18 protein-coding genes are annotated in these 21,021 nt (G+C 63.7%); 14 read left to right on the top strand and 4 right to left on the bottom strand.

Translation table 11 applies throughout. From position 1 onward, the window contains the following. Nucleotides 1-75: 75 nt before the first annotated feature. The 7 genes from THIDRDRAFT_RS02665 to pqqE all read left to right on the top strand — a co-directional run bounded on the left by THIDRDRAFT_RS02665 (nt 76) and on the right by pqqE (nt 5,512). A complete protein-coding gene (locus THIDRDRAFT_RS02665; protein WP_007039250.1) occupies nt 76-1,047 on the top strand; it encodes an SLAC1 anion channel family protein in 972 nt (323 codons plus the stop codon). 38 nt (nt 1,048-1,085) lie between these two features. Beyond that, the gene (locus THIDRDRAFT_RS23520; protein ID WP_007039249.1) at nt 1,086-1,862 is read left to right on the top strand and encodes an OmpA family protein; all 777 of its coding nucleotides are present in this window, start codon (nt 1,086-1,088) and stop codon (nt 1,860-1,862) included. Nucleotides 1,863-1,949: 87 nt separating this feature from the next. Further along, complete coding sequence (gene pqqA, locus THIDRDRAFT_RS27265) at nt 1,950-2,264, top strand: pyrroloquinoline quinone precursor peptide PqqA (protein WP_083827419.1); 315 nt, start codon at nt 1,950-1,952, stop codon at nt 2,262-2,264. Nucleotides 2,265-2,363: 99 nt separating this feature from the next. Continuing rightward, nucleotides 2,364-3,278 carry a pyrroloquinoline quinone biosynthesis protein PqqB gene (gene pqqB / locus THIDRDRAFT_RS02655; protein WP_007039248.1) on the top strand — a complete coding sequence of 305 codons (915 nt, stop codon included), beginning with the start codon at nt 2,364-2,366 and terminating at the stop codon, nt 3,276-3,278. Between the two features lie 65 nt (nt 3,279-3,343). Further along, nucleotides 3,344-4,078, top strand: coding sequence for a pyrroloquinoline-quinone synthase PqqC (gene pqqC / locus THIDRDRAFT_RS02650; protein WP_007039247.1), 735 nt, complete (start codon nt 3,344-3,346; stop codon nt 4,076-4,078). Continuing rightward, entirely contained in the window at nt 4,075-4,359 is a 285-nt protein-coding gene (gene pqqD, locus THIDRDRAFT_RS02645) for a pyrroloquinoline quinone biosynthesis peptide chaperone PqqD (RefSeq protein WP_007039246.1), read from the top strand. Before pqqC ends, pqqD begins: the two co-directional genes overlap by 4 nt. Further along, nucleotides 4,328-5,512, top strand: a complete 1,185-nt coding sequence (gene pqqE, locus THIDRDRAFT_RS02640) for a pyrroloquinoline quinone biosynthesis protein PqqE (RefSeq protein WP_007039245.1) — start codon at nt 4,328-4,330, stop codon at nt 5,510-5,512. The genes pqqD and pqqE overlap by 32 nt, the downstream gene beginning before the upstream one ends. On the opposite strand, the gene THIDRDRAFT_RS02635 is transcribed toward pqqE, so the two are convergent. The 3 genes from THIDRDRAFT_RS02635 to THIDRDRAFT_RS02625 form a co-directional block, all read right to left on the bottom strand. Beyond that, on the bottom strand, nt 5,502-6,455 hold the full coding sequence (locus THIDRDRAFT_RS02635; RefSeq protein WP_007039244.1) for an AEC family transporter: 954 nt from the start codon (nt 6,453-6,455) through the stop codon (nt 5,502-5,504). The two genes, pqqE and THIDRDRAFT_RS02635, sit on opposite strands and share 11 nt — an antisense overlap. Before the next feature lie 104 nt (nt 6,456-6,559). After that, complete coding sequence (locus THIDRDRAFT_RS02630) at nt 6,560-8,326, bottom strand: hypothetical protein (RefSeq protein WP_007039243.1); 1,767 nt, start codon at nt 8,324-8,326, stop codon at nt 6,560-6,562. A gap of 86 nt (nt 8,327-8,412) precedes the next feature. Next, nucleotides 8,413-10,158: a chloride channel protein gene (locus THIDRDRAFT_RS02625; RefSeq protein WP_007039242.1), complete on the bottom strand. Its 1,746-nt coding sequence runs from the start codon at nt 10,156-10,158 to the stop codon at nt 8,413-8,415. Nucleotides 10,159-11,072: 914 nt separating this feature from the next. Here THIDRDRAFT_RS02625 and THIDRDRAFT_RS26640 point away from each other — a divergent pair. The 7 genes from THIDRDRAFT_RS26640 to THIDRDRAFT_RS02590 all read left to right on the top strand — a co-directional run bounded on the left by THIDRDRAFT_RS26640 (nt 11,073) and on the right by THIDRDRAFT_RS02590 (nt 18,962). Further along, nucleotides 11,073-13,028, top strand: coding sequence for a methanol/ethanol family PQQ-dependent dehydrogenase (locus tag THIDRDRAFT_RS26640; RefSeq protein ID WP_007039241.1), 1,956 nt, complete (start codon nt 11,073-11,075; stop codon nt 13,026-13,028). A gap of 71 nt (nt 13,029-13,099) precedes the next feature. Next, nucleotides 13,100-13,579 (top strand): cytochrome c family protein, encoded by a 480-nt coding sequence (locus THIDRDRAFT_RS02615; protein WP_007039240.1) that lies wholly within the window; start codon nt 13,100-13,102, stop codon nt 13,577-13,579. After that, the gene (locus tag THIDRDRAFT_RS02610) at nt 13,557-14,402 is read left to right on the top strand and encodes a quinoprotein dehydrogenase-associated putative ABC transporter substrate-binding protein (RefSeq protein ID WP_007039239.1); all 846 of its coding nucleotides are present in this window, start codon (nt 13,557-13,559) and stop codon (nt 14,400-14,402) included. The genes THIDRDRAFT_RS02615 and THIDRDRAFT_RS02610 overlap by 23 nt, the downstream gene beginning before the upstream one ends. 3 nt (nt 14,403-14,405) lie before the next feature. After that, nucleotides 14,406-15,020: a PQQ-dependent catabolism-associated CXXCW motif protein gene (locus THIDRDRAFT_RS02605; protein WP_216725604.1), complete on the top strand. Its 615-nt coding sequence runs from the start codon at nt 14,406-14,408 to the stop codon at nt 15,018-15,020. Between the two features lie 71 nt (nt 15,021-15,091). Further along, nucleotides 15,092-16,324 (top strand): phosphatase PAP2 family protein, encoded by a 1,233-nt coding sequence (locus tag THIDRDRAFT_RS02600; protein WP_007039237.1) that lies wholly within the window; start codon nt 15,092-15,094, stop codon nt 16,322-16,324. 19 nt (nt 16,325-16,343) lie between these two features. Then, nucleotides 16,344-18,161 (top strand): asparagine synthase (glutamine-hydrolyzing), encoded by a 1,818-nt coding sequence (gene asnB, locus THIDRDRAFT_RS02595; RefSeq protein ID WP_007039236.1) that lies wholly within the window; start codon nt 16,344-16,346, stop codon nt 18,159-18,161. Nucleotides 18,162-18,338: 177 nt separating this feature from the next. Continuing rightward, complete coding sequence (locus tag THIDRDRAFT_RS02590; protein WP_007039235.1) at nt 18,339-18,962, top strand: toll/interleukin-1 receptor domain-containing protein; 624 nt, start codon at nt 18,339-18,341, stop codon at nt 18,960-18,962. A 106-nt stretch (nt 18,963-19,068) separates the two neighbouring features. Here the strand turns inward: THIDRDRAFT_RS02590 and THIDRDRAFT_RS02585 are convergent, their stop codons facing one another. After that, nucleotides 19,069-20,640, bottom strand: a complete 1,572-nt coding sequence (locus THIDRDRAFT_RS02585; protein ID WP_007039234.1) for a methyl-accepting chemotaxis protein — start codon at nt 20,638-20,640, stop codon at nt 19,069-19,071. Nucleotides 20,641-21,021 lie beyond the last annotated feature (381 nt).

The following is a 21,021-nucleotide window of genomic DNA, read 5'->3' as shown; positions in this document are numbered from 1 at the left end:
CTCTTCACGCGTCCTCTCCCGCCGGGAGAGGACGCGCCGGAGCGCTCACGCACAAGATCCGCGCCTGGAGACACCATGACCACCCCGAGCGAAACGCACTCGCGTATCCAATTCTTTCCCATCTCATTCTTTGCCATGGTCATGGGCCTGACCGGTCTGACCATCGGCTGGGAGAAGGCGCAGCACATCCTGCATCTGGACCTGGGCATCGACCCCTGGCTGGTCGGCCTGAGTTCGGGACTCTTCCTCGTCCTAGCGAGCCTTTACGGCACCAAGTTGGCGCTCCACCGCCCGTTCGTCGTCAAGGAACTCAGACATCCGGTGAAGCTGAACTTCTTCCCGACCATCTCGATCAGCCTCCTGCTGCTGGCTATCGCCTTCCTGCCGCTCGCGCCGTCGGTGAGCCACGTGCTCTGGACCGCCGGCGCCAGCCTGCATCTGCTGTTCACCCTCTATGTGGTGAGCGTTTGGATCCATCACGACCACTTCCAGGTCCACCACATGAACCCTGCCTGGTTCATCCCAGCGGTCGGCAACGTGCTGGTCCCGGTCGCGGGCGTTCCGCTGGGCCATCCGGAAGTGTCCTGGTTCTTCTTCAGCGTCGGCATGCTCTTCTGGCTGATCCTGATGACGATCATCTTCTATCGGGTGCTCTTCCACCAGCCGATCGAGGAGCGACTGATGCCGACGCTCTTCATCCTCATCGCCCCGCCTGCAGTCGGCTTCATCGCCTATCTGCGGCTAGTTCAGGACCTGGACAGCTTCGCGCACGCGCTCTACTACAGCGCGCTCTTTCTGACCCTGTTGCTCTTCACCCAGGCACCCCGGTTCCTGCGGCTCGGGTTCTTCCTCTCCTGGTGGGCCTACTCCTTCCCACTGGCGGCCTTCAGCATCGCCAGCATGCTGATGTTCGAGCAGACCGGGAGCCCGTTCTTTCGTTATCTGGGAATCGGCATGCTGACCATGCTGACCGGGATCATCGCCGTGCTGCTCGTCAATACACTGAAGGCGGTGACTAAACGACGGATCTGTTCTCCGGAACACTAGCCTCCGCGTCTGCCATTCCATTCCCCAGAGAGAAGACCATGTCCGACACCCAAGCATCCAGCCCCTGGAGATCCGGGCTCGCCATTGCCTATCTGGCACTCACGTTTGCCGCCGGCCTGCTGTTCGTCTACTCGGTCGACGCGACATACCCATCCGCCGACCCAGGGGGCATCGAGCCGGAGAGCGCCGCCAACAGCGAGGCAGCGCGAGACCCAGCATTGGCCGCTGAACTCGCGGACACCCAAGCGCGCATGGAGACGCTGGAGACCACACTGGCTGCGCTCAAACAGGATCAGATCACCCGATTCGAGGCCGAGCGCCAACGGTTAACGGAGGAGCTGACCGAGATCCTGGACGCGGATCGGTCCGCACGGAAAGAGACTCAACCCAGCGTCCAGCCGGAAACAACGGCTACGCCAACGCTGGAGGAGGATCTGGCCGGGCTCGACGCCCAGCCAACCGAGGACGGTCTGCGTATTTCGCTTGGCGAATCCGAGCTGAGCTTCCCGTCCGGATCGGCCGATTTGGGAAACACCAACCCCAAAGCCCTGGCGCGGATCGCCGACCTGCTCGCCAGACGCGACAATCTGCGGGTTCTGCTACGCGGACACACCGACAGCCAAGGCAAGGAAACGACCAACCTCAAGCTCTCCGAGGAACGGGCACGCGCGGTCAAGGACCTGCTGGTCGCATCGGGCGTGTCCGAGGAACGAATCCAGGTCGAGGGATTCGGCGAACGATCCCCGATCGCTGCCAACGAGACCCAGGAAGGCCGTGCCCGCAACCGGCGAGTCGAACTCTATCTGAGCGAGTGACGCCTACCACGAAGCGAACCGGATACAACCAGCGGTCTCGGCGATATCGCTCCGTCCGAGTACCAACCTGTTCCCCAGCTGACACAGATGGGACGGCTTGACATCCCGTACCCAGCAATCGAGGCCCGTGCTGCAAAGCGCGCAGCAAGGTATCGGCCCCCGATGAAGCAGAAATGGCACGTCTCCTGCTGTAAATCTTCCGCGAAACGTCGCGATCCAAGGATCCACCCCCGATCGCGCCAGGGACTGCGCAGCGGATCCAGGCTCGCGACCACTCGCGGCACTGCCATGCCACCACCACTGTGCAGAAGACGGAGGACACGCCCCATGACCTGGTCGACACCTGCCTACGAAGACCTGCGGCTCGGATTCGAGATCAACCTCTACATCAACAATCGCTGATCGAGCGGCAACGCCAGCCCCGTCGGTGGAGATCGCCGACGAGGCACTCCCTCATCCGAAGGCGGACGCGCTCCGCCGACTCATGCGGCGGGCCGTCTCATGCGAATCCATGTACTGGGATCCGGGGCGGGCGGAGGCTTTCCCCAGTGGAACTGCAACTGTCCGAACTGCAGCGGACTGCGGCGGGGAAACATCCATGCCAGCGCGCGCACCCAATCCTCCATCGCGATCAGCCCGAACGACAAGGACTGGGTCCTCTTCAACGCATCGCCCGACATTCGGGCCCAGATCGAATCCTTTCCGGCATTGCAGCCGGCCCACCACATCCGCGACACCGCCATTCGCGCCATCCTGCTGGTGGACGCCCAGATCGACCACACCACCGGGCTTCTGATGCTGCGCGAGCACACCGCGCCCTGGGATATCTACTGCACCCAGGCCGTTCAGCAGGATCTCACGACCGGTTTCCCCATCTTCAACATCCTCGGACATTTCCGTGGTGTGCATTGGCACGAGGTCCCGACCGACCGCACGGCATTCGAGATCCTCGGCGCGGAAGGGCTGAGCTTCACCGCCGTACCGCTCAAGAGCGAGGCGCCGCCCTACTCGCCGCACAGACACAATACGGTCCCCGGCGACAACATCGGTGTGCGCGTGCAGGACTCTCACACCGGCGGAACGCTCTTCTATGCCCCGGGCCTGGGCGCGTTCGACGAGGAGGTGCGGGGCTACATGCGCGAGGCCGACTGCATCCTGGTCGACGGCACGCTCTGGACCGATGACGAGATGATCCGCGCCGGCATCGGCGAGAAGCGCGGACAGGAGATGGGTCATCTGGATCAGTCCGGGCGAGGCGGCATCGTCGAGACGCTGAGCGCACTGAAGGGACCACGCAAGATCCTCATCCATATCAACAACACCAACCCCATCCTGGACGAGGACTCGCCCGAACACCGCGCCCTGGAACGGGTCGGCATCGAGGTCGCCTACGACGGGATGGAGATCAAGGTGTAACCGGATCGGACGTCGAATCGATCAGAAGGCATCGCTCGTCACACCCGCATGCACCGAGGAGTCCTATGGAGAACGACACACCGCCCTGGTCTCGCGCCGAGTTCGAACAGAAGCTGCGCGAGAAGGAACGCTACTACCACATCCATCACGAGCTGCATCAGCTCATGCACAGCGGTCAGGTGGACAAGCCGGTGATACAGGGCTGGGTCGCCAACCGTTTCTACTATCAGACGTCCATCCCGCTGAAGGATGCCGCCATCCTGTCCAACTGCCCGAGCCCCGAGGTACGCCGGCATTGGATCCAGCGCATCATCGATCACGACGGTACACCGGACGAGGAAGGCGGGATCGAGGCCTGGCTGCAACTGGGCGAGGCGGTCGGTCTGTCGCGCGAGGATCTCTGGAGCCAGAAGCACCTGCTGCCCGGCGTCAAGTTCGCGGTCGACGCCTATGTCGACTTCGCCCGGCGCCAGCCCTGGGAGGTCGCGGCCAGCTCCTCGCTCACCGAGCTGTTCGCCCCGACCATCCATCAGTCCAGACTGGATAGCTGGCCGGCGCACTATCCCTGGATCGAACCTCAGGGCTACGCCTATTTCCGCAAACGTCTGAGCGAGGCGCGCCGCGACGTCGAGCACGGACTCGCCATCACCCTGGACTACTACCGCACCCGCGAGCAGCAGGAACGCATGCTGGAGGTGCTGCAGTTCAAGCTCGACGTCCTCTGGACCATGCTCGACTGCATCTGGATGGCCTATATCGCCAAGCGTCCGCCCTATCACAACCTGGGAGGCCGACCATGAGCACCGAGATCGAGCCGACCAGCGTCCCGCGCATCAGAACGCAGTTCCGGCTGCAATGGGAGGAGGCCCAGGGCTGTCACGTGCTCCTCTACCCGGAGGGCATGGTGAAGCTCAACGGTCCGGCCGGCGAGATCCTCAAGCGCTGCGACGGCGAGCGCTCGATCGACGGCATCGTCGCCGACCTCGAAACCCAGTTCGCCGAGGCCCCCAGTCTGCGGGACGACGTCTACACCTTCCTGAGTACCGCCCATGACAACCAATGGATCCAATTCGACGCCTAAGCCGCTCTGGCTGCTGGCCGAGCTGACCTATCGCTGTCCGCTCCAGTGTCCCTACTGCTCCAATCCGCTGGACATGGCCAAGTACGCCGATGAGCTCTCGACCGAGGACTGGTTCCGGGTCTTTCGCGAGGCGCGCGCCATGGGTGCCGTCCAGCTCGGGCTCTCGGGCGGCGAGGCCCTGGTGCGCAAGGACCTGGAGGAGCTGATCGCCGAGGCGCATCGGCTCGGCTTCTATACCAACCTGCTGACCTCCGGCATCGGCATGGACGAGCGTCGCATCCGTGCCTTCAAGGAGGCGGGGCTCGACCACATCCAGATCAGCTTCCAGGCCAGCGGCGCCGAGCTGAACGACTTCATCGCCGGCAACGACTCCTTCCAGCACAAGCTGGAGATGGCCCGACTGGTGAAGCAGTACGACTACCCCATGGTGCTCTGCTTCGTCCTCCATCGGCACAACACGGGCGAGGTCGCCCAGATCCTCGACATGGCGCACGCGCTGCAGGCGGACTATGTCGAACTGGCGACCACCCAGTATTACGGCTGGGCCATGCTCAACCGCGACCAACTCCTGCCGACGCGCGAGCAGGTGCGGCAGGCCGAGGCTGTCGCCCATGAATACCAGGAACGACTCAAGGGTCAGATGAAGATCTTCTACGTGGTCCCGGACTATCACGAGGAGCGCCCCAAGGCCTGCATGAGCGGTTGGGGCGCGATCTTCCTCACCGTCGCCCCGGACGGGACCGCCCTGCCCTGCCATGCCGCCGGCTCGCTGCCGGGACTGAGCTTTCCCAACGTCCGCGAGCACGATCTCGACTGGATCTGGAACGACTCGCCCGACTTCAACCGCTTTCGCGGCGACGGCTGGATGAAGGAACCCTGTCGCTCCTGCGACGAGAAGACCAAGGATTACGGTGGCTGTCGCTGCCAGGCCTATCTGCTCACCGGCGATCCCGCCAACGCCGATCCGGTCTGCTCCAAGTCGCCGCACCACGCGGAGCTGCGCCGTCAGGTCCAGATCACGACCGAACAGCCCGCACAGTTGGAGGCCCCGCTCATCTTCCGCAACATGCGCAATTCCAAGCGACACATAGGTCTGCCGGAGACCGATGCCGCACCAACCAGGCACGTCGACCGAACGATCGTTACCGGATGAGCCCAAACGTATGGAGCAGTGTAATACCCAGGCTGGTGAAGGCCATGGAACCGATGGTGCTCAACACGATGATGTTGGCCGCAAGCGCGGCGTTACCGCCCATGGCGCGCGCCATCACATAACTGGCAGCGGCGGTCGGCGCCGATGACATGAGGAAGAGGATGCCGAGTTCTATGCCCCGCAATCCAGCCAGATAGCCCATCCCGGTCACCACCAGCGGCGTGACGACCACCTTGCCGAAGGCGCCGATGAGGGCGTTGCGCGAATCCAGATGCAGCGCCCGCAGGCTCATGGATCCGCCGGTGCAGAGCAGGGCGAGCGGCAGGGTCATCTGGGCGAAATACTCGCCCGTCTGCAGCAGCAGATCCGGCAGCCGCACCTCGAAATAGGCGAAAGGCAACGCCGAGAGGATGGCGATGATCAGCGGATTGCGGGCAATGTCCTTGAGGATGGGTACGAGCGACCGATGCTCGCTGAGCGAGCGGTTGAGCGTGATGACCGCCAGCACGTTGAAGAAGAGCGTGACCACGCCGAGATAGAGCGCGGCCGTCGCCATCGCCACGTCTCCATAGGCGTTGACGCAATAGGCCAGCCCCACGATGCCCATGTTGGCGCGAAAGGCGCCCTGCACCACCACGCCCCGATCCCGACGCGGCGCCACCGTCACCGCCGCAATCAGCTCGAAGAGCAGATAGCTCACCAGCGTTCCCATCAAGCCCACCGCCAATAAGCGCAGATTCGCCGCCTGGGTGTAATGGGTCTGACTGATGGTGATGAAGAGCAGGATCGGCAGGGTCACATTGAAGACCAGCCTGGAGCCGACATCGGCAAAGGCGTCCGTCAGCAGACCGCGCTGCGTGAGCCAGACCCCAAGCGCAAGGACGAGCATGATGGGGCCGGTGACGGAAAGGGCGAATTCGAGATTGGTAAGCAAGCCGTGCATCGAGAGACGTCGTCAGCGAATCAGGCGGACATACTGCCCGCCCCGCGCCTGAAGATCCAGAGCCCCGCCGCGAATCAACCGGCTTGGCGAACCGGCGTGACCGATCAGGGCAGCGCCAGGTAGCAATCGGGATCCGACCCGACGAGCAGTGCCTTTGCATACGACGAGCCGGCCGGTAGAAAGCCCTCGAAGCCGGACAGCGCCGCAGCCCCGCCGACGGCGCGCTCGACGTCCGGGCGCGGCCGACCGGTCAGGGCATAGCCGAGAATCCGACGGTCCCGGCCGACGAGCAGGACGGATCTCGGAACCGACTTCTCGTGTCGCGCGTAGATCCAGCCCGAGAAGCGGAGATAGCGCGCATCGCCGTCGACCGGAGCGATCCCGTCCAGATGCCCGAGACAGACGCGATCCGGAACCTCGCCGATGCGGGTGCCGAGCCGGGCGCCCGCGTCCGCGAGCAGTGGATCGCCGAACGCCGACCAACCGTTCCTGATCGCCGGACGCGCCAAGGCCAGTGCCAGATCGACCTCCGGAAAGGTCGCGCTAATCCGCGCCGAATCCCGAACGCCCAATTCCAATGCCAGCGCGGCGATCGCGCGCGAGAAGTTCTGCTCCTCGTGCGACCTCGGCGACCCAAGATCCGACGCATACAGCAGGAAGATCCTGTCGTCATGCGTCTGCAATGCAAGAAATTGGAAGGGCGTCAGCAGGAGCAGGAACGCCAACGCGGCCCCGACCAGGGTCGGACGCAGACGCCGATCGTCGAGTCGGTGAGCGAACCTGGCGGCGAAGGCGATCAGCAAGGCCGACCAGGCCATCAGGACCGGGGTCATATACCGGCTTGGCAGATAAGGCCGATCCCCAAAGAAATGGATGCGGCCTGCGGAGGTGATGACCGCCGTTCCGATCACATAGGCAACGAAGGCGAGCAGCGCCAGTTCGAGCGCGTGCTGGCGCGGATCGCGCAGCGATCGAATCGCCAGAAACAGCGCGCTCAGGACGACGAACAGCCCGACGGCCAGGGCGAGTCCGGGGTGGCGCATGCCCAGCAGATGGTAGATCGGTCCGCCCAGATAGATGAGCGTGTGATTCGCGAGCAGGACGGGATGCTCGATCAGGGCGGCGAACAGCGAGGCGTGTTGCCCTCCGGGCGTGTGGTAGCCGAACAGATAGAGTCCAGCCATGAGGATCGATACCGCAACGAGCGCGCCGACCCGGACCCGGCCGGCACCATAGATCCAGGCCAGGACGGCGAAGGCGGGAAGCGCCAGGATACCGTTCGCCATGGTGCCCACGCTGAGGATGCCGACGAGAACAGCGGTGATGAACAGGCCATCGCTGAACGGCGAGGCACGACGCGCGCGATAGAGCGCATAGAACCCAAGCAGCGGAAAGAGCTGTGCGCCGAAGAACTGGCTCTGGTAGTCCCAGGTGAAGTTCTCCATCTGCAGCCACGAAAAGCTCAGCGCGCAGATCAGGCAGGCGAGGATCAAACGCATGCCGGACGATTTGCCGACGGGGATGGCATCCGCGAGCGCGCGCAGAAAGATCAGACAGATCGCGCTCGCCATGGCGTAGTTGATCGCCACCAGAAAGACCATGGAGCCGTCGAAGAGCCGGATGTCCAGCCACTGCAGCACGCGGGTGAGCAGGATGCGATGCTCGTTGTGCAGCGTCCACCAGGCCGACAGATCTCCGCTGGAGACCTGTTCGACGAACTGGTAGATGCCCCAGGAATCCCAGAAGGGTGTCGGCGTGTAGCTCCGAAAGCCGCCGATCACCGCCAGGGAGACGAAGAGCACCGCCAGGGCGAGGAAAGGCCAGGTGAGGTAATGCGGTCGAAGGTCGCGCGATAAGACGGGCATATGCATCAGGGTGATCCATCACGAGGAAATCGGGAATCGGTGGCAACGCTCGGATCAATCAGCCGCGCCGGTGACCAGGTATCCAGCGCGGGTCAGTAGCGATAGGCCGACTCGATCCGGCCTTTGGTCAGAACGCCGTAGATATGATCGATTCCAGGGGCGATCGGGCGCTGGACATAGAGCGCCTCCACGCCCCGCGAACGCAGGATGTCGAGCGCCTCCTGGAGCGTCGCCTGCAGATGGACAGCTGCCAGTTCGAGCCGCTCGGCCGGAATCGCGAGCAGATCGATCTCCTGTGCCTCCGGGTCTTGGGCGAGATGGCTGGCGATCGCGATCCCCGGCATCAGCAGCGAAGGCCCCCTGGCCGTCTCGATGATGATCCATTCAGGCCCCTCAGCCATCAGGCGCTCTGCCGCATCCCGGGTCATGAGAGCCGCCTGACGTCTGAAATTGGTATTCATCGCCCCGCCCACCCCGCTGCGCCGCAGCAGTGAGACCACCGGATTGGCGCGGTAATCCAGTCCGTTGGCCCGCAGCACGCCGAGAAAGAGCGAATCCTTGCGGAACAGCTGGCTGGTCGTGACGACCGCCAGAATGATCGCCAGCATCCCCGGCATCATGACGCCAGGGCTGTGCGCCAGCTCCACGATGGCGGTCAGAGCGGCCAGCGGCGCCTGCAGGCTTGCGCCCATCATCGCCCCCATGCCGAGCAAGGCATAGTAGCTGGCATGGCTCGCATCGATGGGCACCCATAGACCGGCCAGGCCCGCCACGAGATTGCCGATCACCGCCCCCATGAACAGCGCCGGACCGATGGTTCCACCCGGAATGCCGAACCCCACGCTGGTCGAGGTCGCAATCAGCTTGAGCAGCAGCAGAACCAGCAGAAACGCCCAGGGCAATTGACCGACCAGCAGGCGGTCCAGGGTGTCGTAACCCAGCCCCATCACCTCCGGAACCAGCATCCCGCACAGCCCGGCGGCCAACCCGGCGAGAGCGATTCGCCAGAAATAGGGGAACCGCTTGCCGAATTGCGCGCAGCTCTGCAACGCCTGAATGTAGGCGGCGGACATCGCGCCCGCAGCCAACCCCAGCACCGCCACCGGCAGCAGATCGGAGAGCGACGTCAGCAGAAAGGGATGCACCCGAAAGACGGGCGCGCTGCCGAACACGGCGACCGACACCGCGTTGGCACTGACTGCGGCCAGGATGATGGGGATGAAACCGGCGATGCTGTATTCCAGCGCCAGCACCTCGAGCGCGAAGATGACGCCGGCCAGCGGGGTGTTGAAGGAGGCCGCGATCCCAGCCGCCGTGCCACAGGCCGCCATGTTGCGGATACTGTTGTTGGGCAGGGTGAGCCCCTGTCCGATCAGACTGCCGCTGGCCGCGCCCAGATAGACGTGCGGTCCCTCGCGCCCGACCGAGTGACCGCTGACGATGGCGATCGCCGCTCCGACGAACTGGAGCACCAGCCCGCGCGCTCTGAGATGCCCCTGGTGATATTCCATGCGCTCCATGACGCGCGCCACGCCGAGCACCGGGATCCCCTGGGCGAAGCGAACGAAGATCACACCGATGGCCAGCGCCCCGGCCAGGGGCAGCAGCAGACGCATCCCGAGCGACAACGCCTCGTAGTTCTCGCCATGCAGCGGCAGCATGACCGCCTGGAGCCCTTCGACCGAGAGCCGGAAACCGACGATCAGGACCCCGGTCGCCAACCCCGCGATCAGTCCCAGCAGGGCATGCCAGAAGAGCGCGTCCGGCCGCGAGAGACGCAGCCGAAGCGCCTCCAGATTCAGGCGCGGCCGATGGTGGAAAAATCTGCGAAACAGCATGGCGCGCCATCTTGCGCACCAAACAGACACTTGGCAACCGCCAAGCCCACCCAAGCACCAAAGCCGCCTGGGGGAAGCGCAGCGCGACCCAGGAACGACACCAGAATTCAGCGCCGAACCAATCCGCAAGGGGAGCAGATTGCGCTCGCGCTCCATCCGAATGACAAGCGCGGGGGATCTGCGTCGAGACACTGAAGAGGCGGTCAACAACCGTCCGACAGGCCGCACGCCTCAACAGCAAGCAGATGACCGCCACCAACCGCCAGATACTGTGTCCGAAAGGGCTCGATCGGAGGATCGAGTGAAGGCATCGAACCACCTCGCCTGAGTCGTGACCGAGGCATGGGCGGTGGCCGAAGCCACTCTCGGCATCCCCCGAAACGACGCACGGAATCACAGACGACGTCTGTAACGGGCGGACTGTCCCTCGTCTGACACATGACGGGCAGCCCAGGTACAGAACATCGCAAGCGCATCGCCCCTTTAACCGCTCGCAATCCAACACCGCCCCTTCACCACCAGCAACCGAGCCGGCGAACACGCAGGTTGACCGCAAAGGCATCGCGGCCACCCTCCTGCCGGAGCGGCGTGGCAGACCGAAACAACTCCCGCCATCTGACGCCCCTACGCCGTGCATCTCCCCCCGCAGGCACCGCAAACAGCGTATCGACGCCTCACACCGGTATGTGGTGCCCCATGGCACAGGGTTTGCTGATGGGGTTTGCCAGCATTTGCAAAATCGAGGCGACAACAGAGCGCAGAAGCAGAACTCAGGCAACGTCGCGTGCTGGCGGACATCCCTCAGACACGCCGAGTGAGTCTGCTTCATGAGCTGCGGGGCAAGCAGGTAACGCACATGACACGCCTGTTCCTTGGGCTCATCTTCATATTCCATCGAGGAGGTTCCGAGAACGATGCCAACCCCAAAGAACTCATTGCTGATCGCCTGCGCATCCGCCGCGCTCGCCTTCAGCGCTAGCAGCTTTTCGAACGAAGAGCTCTTGGAACTGCAGCAGGACCCGAATCTCTGGGTCATGCAGAACGGCGACTACGCCAGCACCCGATACAGCGAGCTCGATCAGATCAACGCCGACAACGTCAAGAATCTGCGTGTCGCCTGGACCTTCTCGACCGGAGTGCTGCGCGGTCACGAGGGTGGCCCGCTGGTGATCGGCGACATCATGTACATCCACACCCCCTTCCCCAACAAGGTGTTCGCGCTCGACCTCAACGACCAGGGTCGAATCATCTGGAAGTACGAGCCGCGCCAGGACACCAGCGTCATCCCGGTGATGTGTTGCGATACGGTCAACCGTGGCGTGGCCTACGGGGACGGCAAGATCTTCCTCTATCAGGCCGACACCACGCTGGTCGCGCTCGACGCCAAGACCGGCGAAAAGCTCTGGTCGGTGGTCAACGGCGACCCCTCCAAGGGAGGCACCGGCACCTCGGCCCCCATGGTCGTCAAGGACAAGGTCTATGTCGGCATCAGTGGCGGCGAGTTCGGTGTGCGCGGTTATCTGACCGCCTACGACACCAAGACTGGCAAGCAGGTGTGGCGCGCCTATTCGATGGGGCCTGACGCCGACACCCTGATCGATCCCGAAAAGACCACCCATCTCGGCAAACCGGTCGGCAAGGACTCGGGCATCGCCACCTGGGAAGGCGACCAGTGGAAGATCGGCGGCGGCACCACCTGGGGCTGGTATTCCTACGATCCCGAGCTGAACCTCATCTATTACGGCACCGGTAACCCGAGCACCTGGAACCCCTCGCAGCGTCCAGGCGACAACCGCTGGTCCATGACCATCTTCGCACGCGACGCCGACACGGGCGTCGCCAAATGGCTGTTCCAGATGACCCCGCACGACGAATGGGACTACGACGGCGTCAACGAGATGATCCTGGTCGACCTCCCCTTCCCCGGCTCGGCTGCGGGGTCGACCGCCCAGACCACGGCGGCAACGGCGGACACGACAGAGGCCAAGCCCGAAAAGGGCTTCAAATGGCGCTCGCTCATCCCAGGCAAGCCGGCGGCGGCCGATCCGGCTGAGGCACAGACTGCAGCGGCCGAGGAACCCGCGAACAACGTCCGCAAACTCCTGGTCCACATGGACCGCAACGGATTCGGCTACACGCTCGACCGCGTCACGGGCGAGCTGCTGGTCGCGGAGAAGTTCGACCCCGCCGTCAACTGGGCAACCCATATCGACATGAAGACCGGACGTCCGCAGGTCGTCTCCAAGTATTCCACCGACCAGAACGGCGAGGACGTCAACACCACCGGCGTCTGTCCCGCCGCCCTCGGCACCAAGGATCAGCAACCCTCATCCTTCTCGCCACGCACCGGCCTCTTCTACGTGCCGACCAATCACGTCTGCATGGACTACGAGCCCTTCCAGATCGCCTATGCGGCCGGCCAACCCTATGTCGGCGCCACGGTCAGCATGTATCCGGCGCCAGGCGGCACCAATCTGGGCAACTTCATCGCCTGGGACGCGCAGGAGGGCAAGATCGTCTGGTCCGTCCCCGAGCAGTTCTCGGTGTGGAGCGGCGCGCTGGCGACGGCCGGAGACGTGGTTTTCTACGGCACCCTGGAGGGTTATCTCAAGGCAGTCGACGCCAAGACGGGCAAGGAGCTGTACCGCTTCAAGACGCCCTCCGGGATCATCGGCAACGTCAACACCTACACCCACAAGGGTAAGCAGTACATCGCCGTCCTCTCGGGTCTCGGCGGCTGGGCCGGCATCGGCATGGCGGCGGGTCTGACCGAACCGAACGCCGGTCTCGGCGCGGTCGGCGCCTACGCCTCGCTCAGCGACTACTCCCAGCTGGGCGGACAGTTGACCGTCTTCGAACTGCCCGACTGATCCCGGCCGGGGCACGCGGACATCTGGGTCCGCGTGCCCCATCGCAACGCCCACCGAACACGAGAGACGCCATGCGCAACAGCAAGCCACTCGGTCCGCACCTGCTCGCGGCCACCCTGCTGATCGGAACCGCCCTGCCCGGATTCGCCGCCACCACAGCGGACGGCTACCTCAGCTTCAAGTTCTCGCCCGAGACACCCTATTATTTTGAAGACGGCAAGGTCGACTTCGGCACCTACAACGGATTCCGCCGTTATCACTCGGAGTGCCACGTCTGCCATGGCCCGGCGGGACTGGGCAGCTCCTACGCCCCCGCACTGATGAAATCGATGCAGGTCCTGACCTTCAACCAGTTCGTCGACGTGGTCATCCACGGACGCACCGGACTCGACGAACGCGTCATGCCCTCCTTCGCCTCGAACATGAACGTGCTGCCCTACATCAGCGACATCTACGCCTATCTCAAGGCGCGCGCCGACGGGGTCATCGGCACGGCCAGACCGGACAAATTCCCCAAGGTTACGAAAAATGCCCAAGCCGCGACGAACTAAAGGGGCGCTGATCGCCCTCTGTCTCCTGACGTTCGGCGGCAGCGGCGCGGCCCTGGCGGAACAGGGCCATGAGGCGCGCAGCGGTCGCTACCTGACCGTCTGCGCGGATCCCAATAGCCTGCCCTTCTCCAACGACCGAGGCGAGGGCTTCGAGAACCGGATTGCCGAGCTGATCGCTCAGGATCTCGGGCGCCCCATCCACTATCGCTGGTGGCCGCAGACCATCGGGTTTGTCCGCAACACGCTGCGCACCCGACTCTGCGACCTGATCACCGGAATCAGCTCGGTCAGCGAACTGGTACAGAACACCAATCCCTATTACCGATCGGTCTACAGCCTCGTCTACCGTGCCGATTCGAACCTGAAGCTCAAGACCCTCACGGCGGGAGACCCGACCCTGTCCGGTCTGCGGATCGGCGTGGTGGCCGGCACACCACCGGTCACGCTGCTGACCCGGCTCGGCCTGCTCGACCACATGCACTCCTACGAACGCACGGTCGACACCCGTCTCTATGCCCCGGCTCGCGACGCGGTGCGTGACGTGGCTCGGGGCGAGACGGATCTCGCCATCATCTGGGGACCCATCGCCGGCTATTACGCCGAGCGCCAGGAGACGCCGCTGACCCTGATGCCACTGCCGGCCCAGATCGACGGGGTTACCATGGCCTTCAACGTCTCCATGGGCATCCGTCATCGCGAAACGACCTGGAAGCACCAGATCAACCAGACGCTCGACCATCTGCAACCCCAGATCCAGGAGATTCTGCTGAGCTATGGCGTGCCGCTCTTGGACCAATCCGACCGTCCGATCCAGGCCGACTGAACCATGCGCCGAGCACCGAAACGCATGGGCCTCGGGCTCTGCGCACTGCTGCTGACCGCAACGGCCTTGGCCGATCCAGGTGGCCAGGACAATCCGAGCACCCAGGATCTCTTCGACGCGGACGGATACCGCATCGCCCGATTCCAGGCCCCGGTTCCCGAGACACCACCCGGCGCCACACGGCTCACCACGGAAGCGGCCGCGCGGATGCTCTCGACCGGCCGGGCGGTTGCGATCGACGTCCTGCCGAGTCCCGAGCGACCGGCGAACCTGCCGGATGATGCGCTCTGGCTGCCGCCGCCCCACTCCAATATTCCGGGCTCCGTCTGGCTCGCCAACGTCGGCTACGGTCGACTCTCGCCGCGCCTGGAGACCTATTTCAGAGAGCAGCTCGACCGTCTCACCGAGGAAAATCCCGACCGGGCGCTCATCTTCTACTGCAAGGCGGACTGCTGGATGTCCTGGAACGCCGCCAAACGGGCCGCCGCCTACGGCTATCGACAGGTACGCTGGTATCCACGCGGCACCGACGGCTGGACCGCGCTCGGTCTACCGCTCAGACCCAGCCAGCCCGTTCCATTAGCCCCCCCACCCGAAGGCAATCGCCCGCTCGAATAGACATCGATTGAGATCGGCGTCACGAATCGTTACCCTCACGCCTCCCTGAATCCGCCCGCAGAGCCCACCTGGTGCAAACCGCTCCAACCAATCGCCGCTACTGGCTTCCGCAGCTCATCGCCCTGATTCTGCTCGCCCTGCTCGGAACCCTGCCATTCTGGTTGAGCGACCTGGACACCCGCACTGCGGCGCTCTTCTTCCATCCAAACGCAAACGACCCCTGGCCCGAATCGCGTCAAGACATCTGGCTGTTCTTCTATCAGATCGCGCCCTTGCTGGTTGGTCTGGTAGCCCTGATCAGCCTGGCGGTGCTGGGCGCCGGCAGCCTCTGGCCGCGCTACAGACGATTCCGGCTCTACGCGGTGTTTCTGATCGCGACCGCCGTGATCGGACCCGGACTCATCGTCAACGGACTGCTCAAGGACCATTGGGGCCGGCCACGTCCGCACCAAACGGTCGAACTCGGCGGCACCCAACAGTATCTGCCACCGCTGGTCATGGGAGAGGCCGGCAAAGGCAAATCCTTCCCCTGCGGACACAGCTCGGCCGGCTTCCTGTTCAGCGCCTTCTTCATCATCTGGCTGAGACGCCGGCCACGCCTCGCCGCCCTGGCGCTGGCGGGATCCGTCGCCTTGGGGATCATGCTCGGGATCGGACGCATGACGGCCGGCGATCATTTCCTCTCGGACATCATCTGGTCGGCGGTCATCGTCCACGGCACCTCGCTCCTGCTCTATTACGGCCTATTGCGCATCCCCCAACGCGAGGACGCCGAAAACGCAGCGCCGAAGACGCCGAGCGTCCAGCAGGACAGTCCGATCCGACGTCACCCGATCGCCATTGGAACCGCCTATTGCGTGACCGCCACCGGCCTGCTCGCCGGTGTGCTGCTGTCGACTCCGGTCCATCAGAACCATTCGCAGATGGTCGTGCCGGGCGATTACGACCCGCCGCCACGCACGCTGCGGCTGATCGCCGATACGGCACAGATCCAGATCACCTGGCACCACTGGTCGGACCATTCGGCGCTCATCCTGCTGAAGGGACGCGGGTTCGGTCTACCCGGCACGCAGGTGCAGGATCGAATGACCGAGAAGGACGGCGTTCTGACCTTCAAGGTCGAACACCAGGGCGTCTTCACCGAGAAGGACACCAGACTAATCGTCGGTCTGGTAGCAAAGGACTGGGATCGCGTCGAGGTCCAAACGAAAGCCGGAAATATCCGCATCTATCCGCAGCCCCCAGACGCACCCAAGCTCGATCTACAGACCAGGGACGGGCAGATCAGACGCGATGCAGACTGATTTCACGGAGAACTGAGCCATGTGCGGCATCGCCGGATTCATCCTGCGCGAGGGGCGACGCCCGGAGCCCGAGACGCTCGCCCTCATGGGCGAACGTCTGTCCCATCGCGGCCCCGACGACCAGGGCATTCATTGCGCCGGCCCGGTCGGACTGGCCCAGACGCGGCTCTCCATCATCGGTCTAGCCACCGGGCATCAACCCATGGTGTCGGCGGACGGTCGGCTCGCGCTCGCCGCCAACGGCGAGGTCTACAACTACATCGAACTGAACGCCGAGCTGCGCGCCCAGGGTCGAACGCTCCAAACCGACTCCGACTCCGAGACCATTCTCCACGCCTATGCGATGCATGGACTCGGATTCCTACCCCGACTACGCGGCATGTACGCCTTCGCCCTGCACGACGCCGAGCGCGGTCGTCTCATCCTCGGACGCGACCGGCTCGGCATCAAGCCGCTCTTCTACGTGCGCCTACCCGACCGCATCGCCTTCGCCTCCGAGATCAAGGCCCTGCTACCCCTGCTGCCGGGGCGACCCCAACTGGTCCCAAGCGCGCTGCGCCAGTTCCTGCAAAACCAGTTCGCGAGCGGCGAGCAGACGCCGATCGCGGGCATCCAGCGCGTGCTCCCGGGCGAGGCGCTGGTGATCGACGCCCAGCTGCGGATCGAGCGCCATCGCTACTGGTCCGCGCTCGACGTAACCCCGCGCGCCATCGGATTCGAGGAGGCCCGCGCCGAACTCGACGCACTGATGCACGAGGCCATGCGCGAGCACATGCGCGCCGACGTCCCCTTCGGTCTCTTTCTCTCCGGCGGGGTCGATTCGGCGGTCCTCGCCGCCATGCTCCATGAGCAGGGTGCGGGCCGAATCAAAAGCTTCTCGGTCGGCTATCGCGGCACGCGCATGGCCCACGAGCTGGACGAGGCCGCGCGGGTTGCCGAGCACTTCGGATTCGACCACCAGCCGCTGGAGCTGGAACTGGATCAGGTCTTCGGCCGCATCCCGCACAGCATCTGGTGCGCCGACGAGCTGATGCGCGATTACGCTTGCCTGCCGACCTCCATCCTGGCCGAAACCGCCGGCCACGCGCTGAAGGTGGTGTTCTCCGGCGAGGGTGGCGACGAGGTCTTCGCCGGCTATGGCCGCTATCGGCCTCCGCCGGCCGAACGCTGGATCAAATCCATCCTCCATCCCGGCAGCGGCGGATTCCGCACCCGTGGGCAATGGTCGAGACACTGGACGAAGGCGCTCCTCGGCCCCGAGCTACGGGCGGTTGAGGCACTCGACCGTGCGCCCTTCCTGCGCGCCTGGCGCGAGACCCCGAAGCACTGGTCCGACATGCAGCGCCGCCAGTACACCGACCTGGTCACAGCCCTGCCCGACAATCTGCTGGTCAAAACCGACCGTATGCTGATGGGATTCGCACTGGAGGGACGGGTGCCGTTCCTGGATCACCGCATCGTCGAATTCGGTCTTTCCCTGCCGGACGCACTCAAGGTGCAGGGACACCAGGGCAAATGGCTGCTCAAACGCTGGGCCGAGCCGCGCCTGCCGCCGGGTCATCTGGACAGGCGCAAGCGCGGCTTCCACGTCCCGGTCGGCGACTGGCTCACCCGAGATGTCGCGGCCCAAGTCGGCGAACGCCTGGTTCGCAACCAGGGCGTGCGCGACTGGTTCCGCACCGAGTCGATCCCCGCGCTGGTCGCAGCACGCCAACGCGGACAGGGCGGCAGCCGCGAACTCTTCGGGCTCATGCAGTTCGCCATCTGGCACCGGCTCTTCATCGAACAACCAGGCGCACGTCCCACCCCGAACGAGAATCCGTTGGACTGGATCTGAGGCGCTGAGGCAACCTGTCCTCTTAAATGGACGCAAGGATCCTTGATATCAAAAGGACGGACCGCTGTGCGCTGCATAGCGCATGAGAGGCCAAGCAGCGGCACCAGACAGGTATAATGAGCGCATCGACGCATTCGACTCAACACGCTGCATTTTCCGGAACGCCAACCAAACCATATGAAAAAGAGCAAGCCGTTAAAGGCGATCGACTCGATCATCACCCTGATGATCTTGATGGCGTTCTTCTACGCGGCACTCGTTTTTCTTTCCGGGACCAATTATGCGGACCTCATCCAAGGCGTTATCGGAATACTGGCCGCATTGATTGGACTGATTATCCTATCGGCATTCTCCGACACAAGACGCAGGAAAAAACCTCGTCGAGTCTTTATTCTCTATTCTGAAGAAGACCTGGATTTTGTTTCAAAGCTATACAAAGCGCTCAAGGTGACGCCATACAGGATTCTTTGGGACAGAAAGGAAATCAAGGTCGGAGATAACGTCATCGAAACGCTGGAGCAAATGCAGAATGAAAGCGACGATTTCATATTCGTCATTTCCAAGCACAGCGTGGACTCAGAGGAGACCAAGATGTCGCTAGAAACGGCCCGCAATCAGAACAAGCGAATCCTTCCGGTCCTAATCGATGACTCAGAGCTTCCGGAAGAACTCCAGGAGATCATGTTCGCCGATTTCAGAGAGTCTTTCGACGATGGCTATTTCAGCCTCCGAGACGCGCTCAAGACCACCAATCAGCAGAACAAACCGGTCGCACCACCACGCCGCAAGGCTGCATCCTAATGCGGCTCCCGCTCATCCCGGAACGTGCACCTGAATTCTGTCGCATTCGATCGCCCGAAGACGCGGCCCGACGTCCGGGAAATATCCCGCACGCCGGGCACTCGACTCAAACCTTGTACTGATTCACCAGCCCCATCAGTCGACCGGCCAGATCCTCCAGATGGCCCGTCGCACCCACCACGTCATCCGTGCTCTGCAGGGTCTGCATCGAGAGCCCGCGAATGCTCTCGATGTTGCGGTTCATCTCCTCGACCACAGCGGTTTGCTCTTCCGCAGCCGTCGCGATCTGGGCGTTCATGTCGTTGATCCGCTCGACCGAGTGTGAGATGGAATCGAGCGAACGATCGGTCTCGTTGGCCGTCTCGACGCTCTGATCGGCCTGTTCGCGGCCCAGCTGCATGGTGGCTACGGCGCTGCGCGCACCCTCTTGCAGCCGCGAGATCATCCCCTGGATCTCCTGGGTCGACTCCTGGGTGCGTTGGGCCAACGCCCGTACCTCGTCGGCAACCACGGCGAAACCGCGTCCCTGCTCTCCGGCCCGGGCTGCCTCAATGGCGGCATTGAGCGCGAGCAGATTGGTCTGGCCGGCGATGCCTCGAATGACGTCGAGGATCTTGCCGATGTTCTCCGAATCGGCCTCCAACCGCGCGATGGTCTCGGCCGCCTCGCCGACCTGATCGGCCAGCTGATGGATCCCCGTCATGCTGGCCTGCACGACCATCCGCCCCTCGCGTGCATTGCGACTCGCTTGATCGGCTGCACCGGCTGCGGCTGCCGTATTGCCCGCGACCTCGGTCACCGTCGCGGACATCTCGTTCATGGCGGTGGCCACCATGTCGGTTTCCTGATGCTGCCCCTCCATAAGATGGTGGGTGGAATTGGTCGCGTGGGACAGCTGCTCGGCCGCCGAGGCCACCCCCGCCGCCGACTCCTGGATGTGCCCCATGACCGTCGCCAGACGCGACTGGAGCATCTTGATCGCCTGCAGCACCTCGGTCGTCTCGTTATTGCCCGAGACATGGATCGGCGAGGTGAGATCGCCAGCGGCGATCCGCTTGGCCACGCGCACGCTCTCTTCGATATGTTTGAAGATGGTCGTGGAACTGATCTGCGCCAACACGAGGCCCAGCAGTAGCGACCCCAGACCGACCCAAACGCTGCCCGACCAGCCGGCAGCGACGGCACCCGATCCGACCATGACGAAGGCGGCCGTCAGCCAGAAACGATGGCTGAACTCGGGCACCAAGGGACGGGGCAGGTCTTCGAGCTGCTTGTCGCGCACCTTCGCATAGAGCCGCTCGGCGGCCTCGATCTGCGCGCGCGTCGGCTTGGTCCGCACCGACTGGAAACCGACCAGGGTCTCGCCCTCGTAGACCGGGGTGACATAGGCATCCACCCAGTAATGGTCCCCGTTCTTGCAGCGATTCTTGACGAGGCCACGCCAGGGCTTGCCGTTCTTGACCGTACTCCAGAGATCCTTGAAGGCTGCAGGTGGCATGTCAGGATGGCGAACGACGTTGTGACTCACGCCGATCAACTCGCTCTCATCGAAACCGCTGATCTCGATGAAGGGTTTGTTGCAGTAGGTAATGATTCCCTTCGTGTTCGTGGTGGACACAATAACCAGCGAATCGGGGTAGTCGTTTTCGCGGTTAGTGACCGGCAAATTGAGCTTCATGGATGGGCCTTGGTTCAGGGAGGTGAAGGGAAGGCGGGGATCCTTTCCGCCAAGGCGTAAAAAACCGCGTATTTTATCCCAAGTTCTCGGTGAACATGGAAATAAAAGCGGCTCGCATGTCTCGTCCGCCACCCAGCGACGGAAGCGAAAGCACGCACTCGGCACCCGATCCACAGCGAAGCTGGCCGTCTCTATAAAGCTGGATTCCGGAGAAAAGCGTCGCCCCTTGATCGCAACCGCGACGCCAGCGCCTTGCGATATCGTTCACGCCCCGTTAAGGTTAAAAAGGAAGTGTCTGGCACACCGCACCCGCTTGGCCACCGACACGCCTTTACTCATTCCGACGCCCGCCGGATCTCCGGGGCACTCCCGCCGGTCGGT

Source organism: Thiorhodococcus drewsii AZ1, from assembly GCF_000224065.1.
Lineage (GTDB): Bacteria > Pseudomonadota > Gammaproteobacteria > Chromatiales > Chromatiaceae > Imhoffiella > Imhoffiella drewsii.
Note: the sequence above shows the minus strand (reverse complement) of the source record. Positions and strands in the feature narration are given on the sequence as shown.

Bases quoted from the DNA above. Each gene is read 5' to 3' on its own strand.
- THIDRDRAFT_RS02665 (WP_007039250.1), top strand. From the start codon at position 76: ATGACCACCCCGAGCGAAACGCACTCGCGTATCCAATTCTTTCCCATC.
- THIDRDRAFT_RS23520 (WP_007039249.1), top strand. From the start codon at position 1,086: ATGTCCGACACCCAAGCATCCAGCCCCTGGAGATCCGGGCTCGCCATT.
- pqqA (WP_083827419.1), top strand. From the start codon at position 1,950: ATGGGACGGCTTGACATCCCGTACCCAGCAATCGAGGCCCGTGCTGCA.
- pqqB (WP_007039248.1), top strand. From the start codon at position 2,364: ATGCGAATCCATGTACTGGGATCCGGGGCGGGCGGAGGCTTTCCCCAG.
- pqqC (WP_007039247.1), top strand. From the start codon at position 3,344: ATGGAGAACGACACACCGCCCTGGTCTCGCGCCGAGTTCGAACAGAAG.
- pqqD (WP_007039246.1), top strand. From the start codon at position 4,075: ATGAGCACCGAGATCGAGCCGACCAGCGTCCCGCGCATCAGAACGCAG.
- pqqE (WP_007039245.1), top strand. From the start codon at position 4,328: ATGACAACCAATGGATCCAATTCGACGCCTAAGCCGCTCTGGCTGCTG.
- THIDRDRAFT_RS02635 (WP_007039244.1), bottom strand. From the start codon at position 6,455: ATGCACGGCTTGCTTACCAATCTCGAATTCGCCCTTTCCGTCACCGGC.
- THIDRDRAFT_RS02630 (WP_007039243.1), bottom strand. From the start codon at position 8,326: ATGCATATGCCCGTCTTATCGCGCGACCTTCGACCGCATTACCTCACC.
- THIDRDRAFT_RS02625 (WP_007039242.1), bottom strand. From the start codon at position 10,158: ATGCTGTTTCGCAGATTTTTCCACCATCGGCCGCGCCTGAATCTGGAG.
- THIDRDRAFT_RS26640 (WP_007039241.1), top strand. From the start codon at position 11,073: ATGCCAACCCCAAAGAACTCATTGCTGATCGCCTGCGCATCCGCCGCG.
- THIDRDRAFT_RS02615 (WP_007039240.1), top strand. From the start codon at position 13,100: ATGCGCAACAGCAAGCCACTCGGTCCGCACCTGCTCGCGGCCACCCTG.
- THIDRDRAFT_RS02610 (WP_007039239.1), top strand. From the start codon at position 13,557: ATGCCCAAGCCGCGACGAACTAAAGGGGCGCTGATCGCCCTCTGTCTC.
- THIDRDRAFT_RS02605 (WP_216725604.1), top strand. From the start codon at position 14,406: ATGCGCCGAGCACCGAAACGCATGGGCCTCGGGCTCTGCGCACTGCTG.
- asnB (WP_007039236.1), top strand. From the start codon at position 16,344: ATGTGCGGCATCGCCGGATTCATCCTGCGCGAGGGGCGACGCCCGGAG.
- THIDRDRAFT_RS02590 (WP_007039235.1), top strand. From the start codon at position 18,339: ATGAAAAAGAGCAAGCCGTTAAAGGCGATCGACTCGATCATCACCCTG.
- THIDRDRAFT_RS02585 (WP_007039234.1), bottom strand. From the start codon at position 20,640: ATGAAGCTCAATTTGCCGGTCACTAACCGCGAAAACGACTACCCCGAT.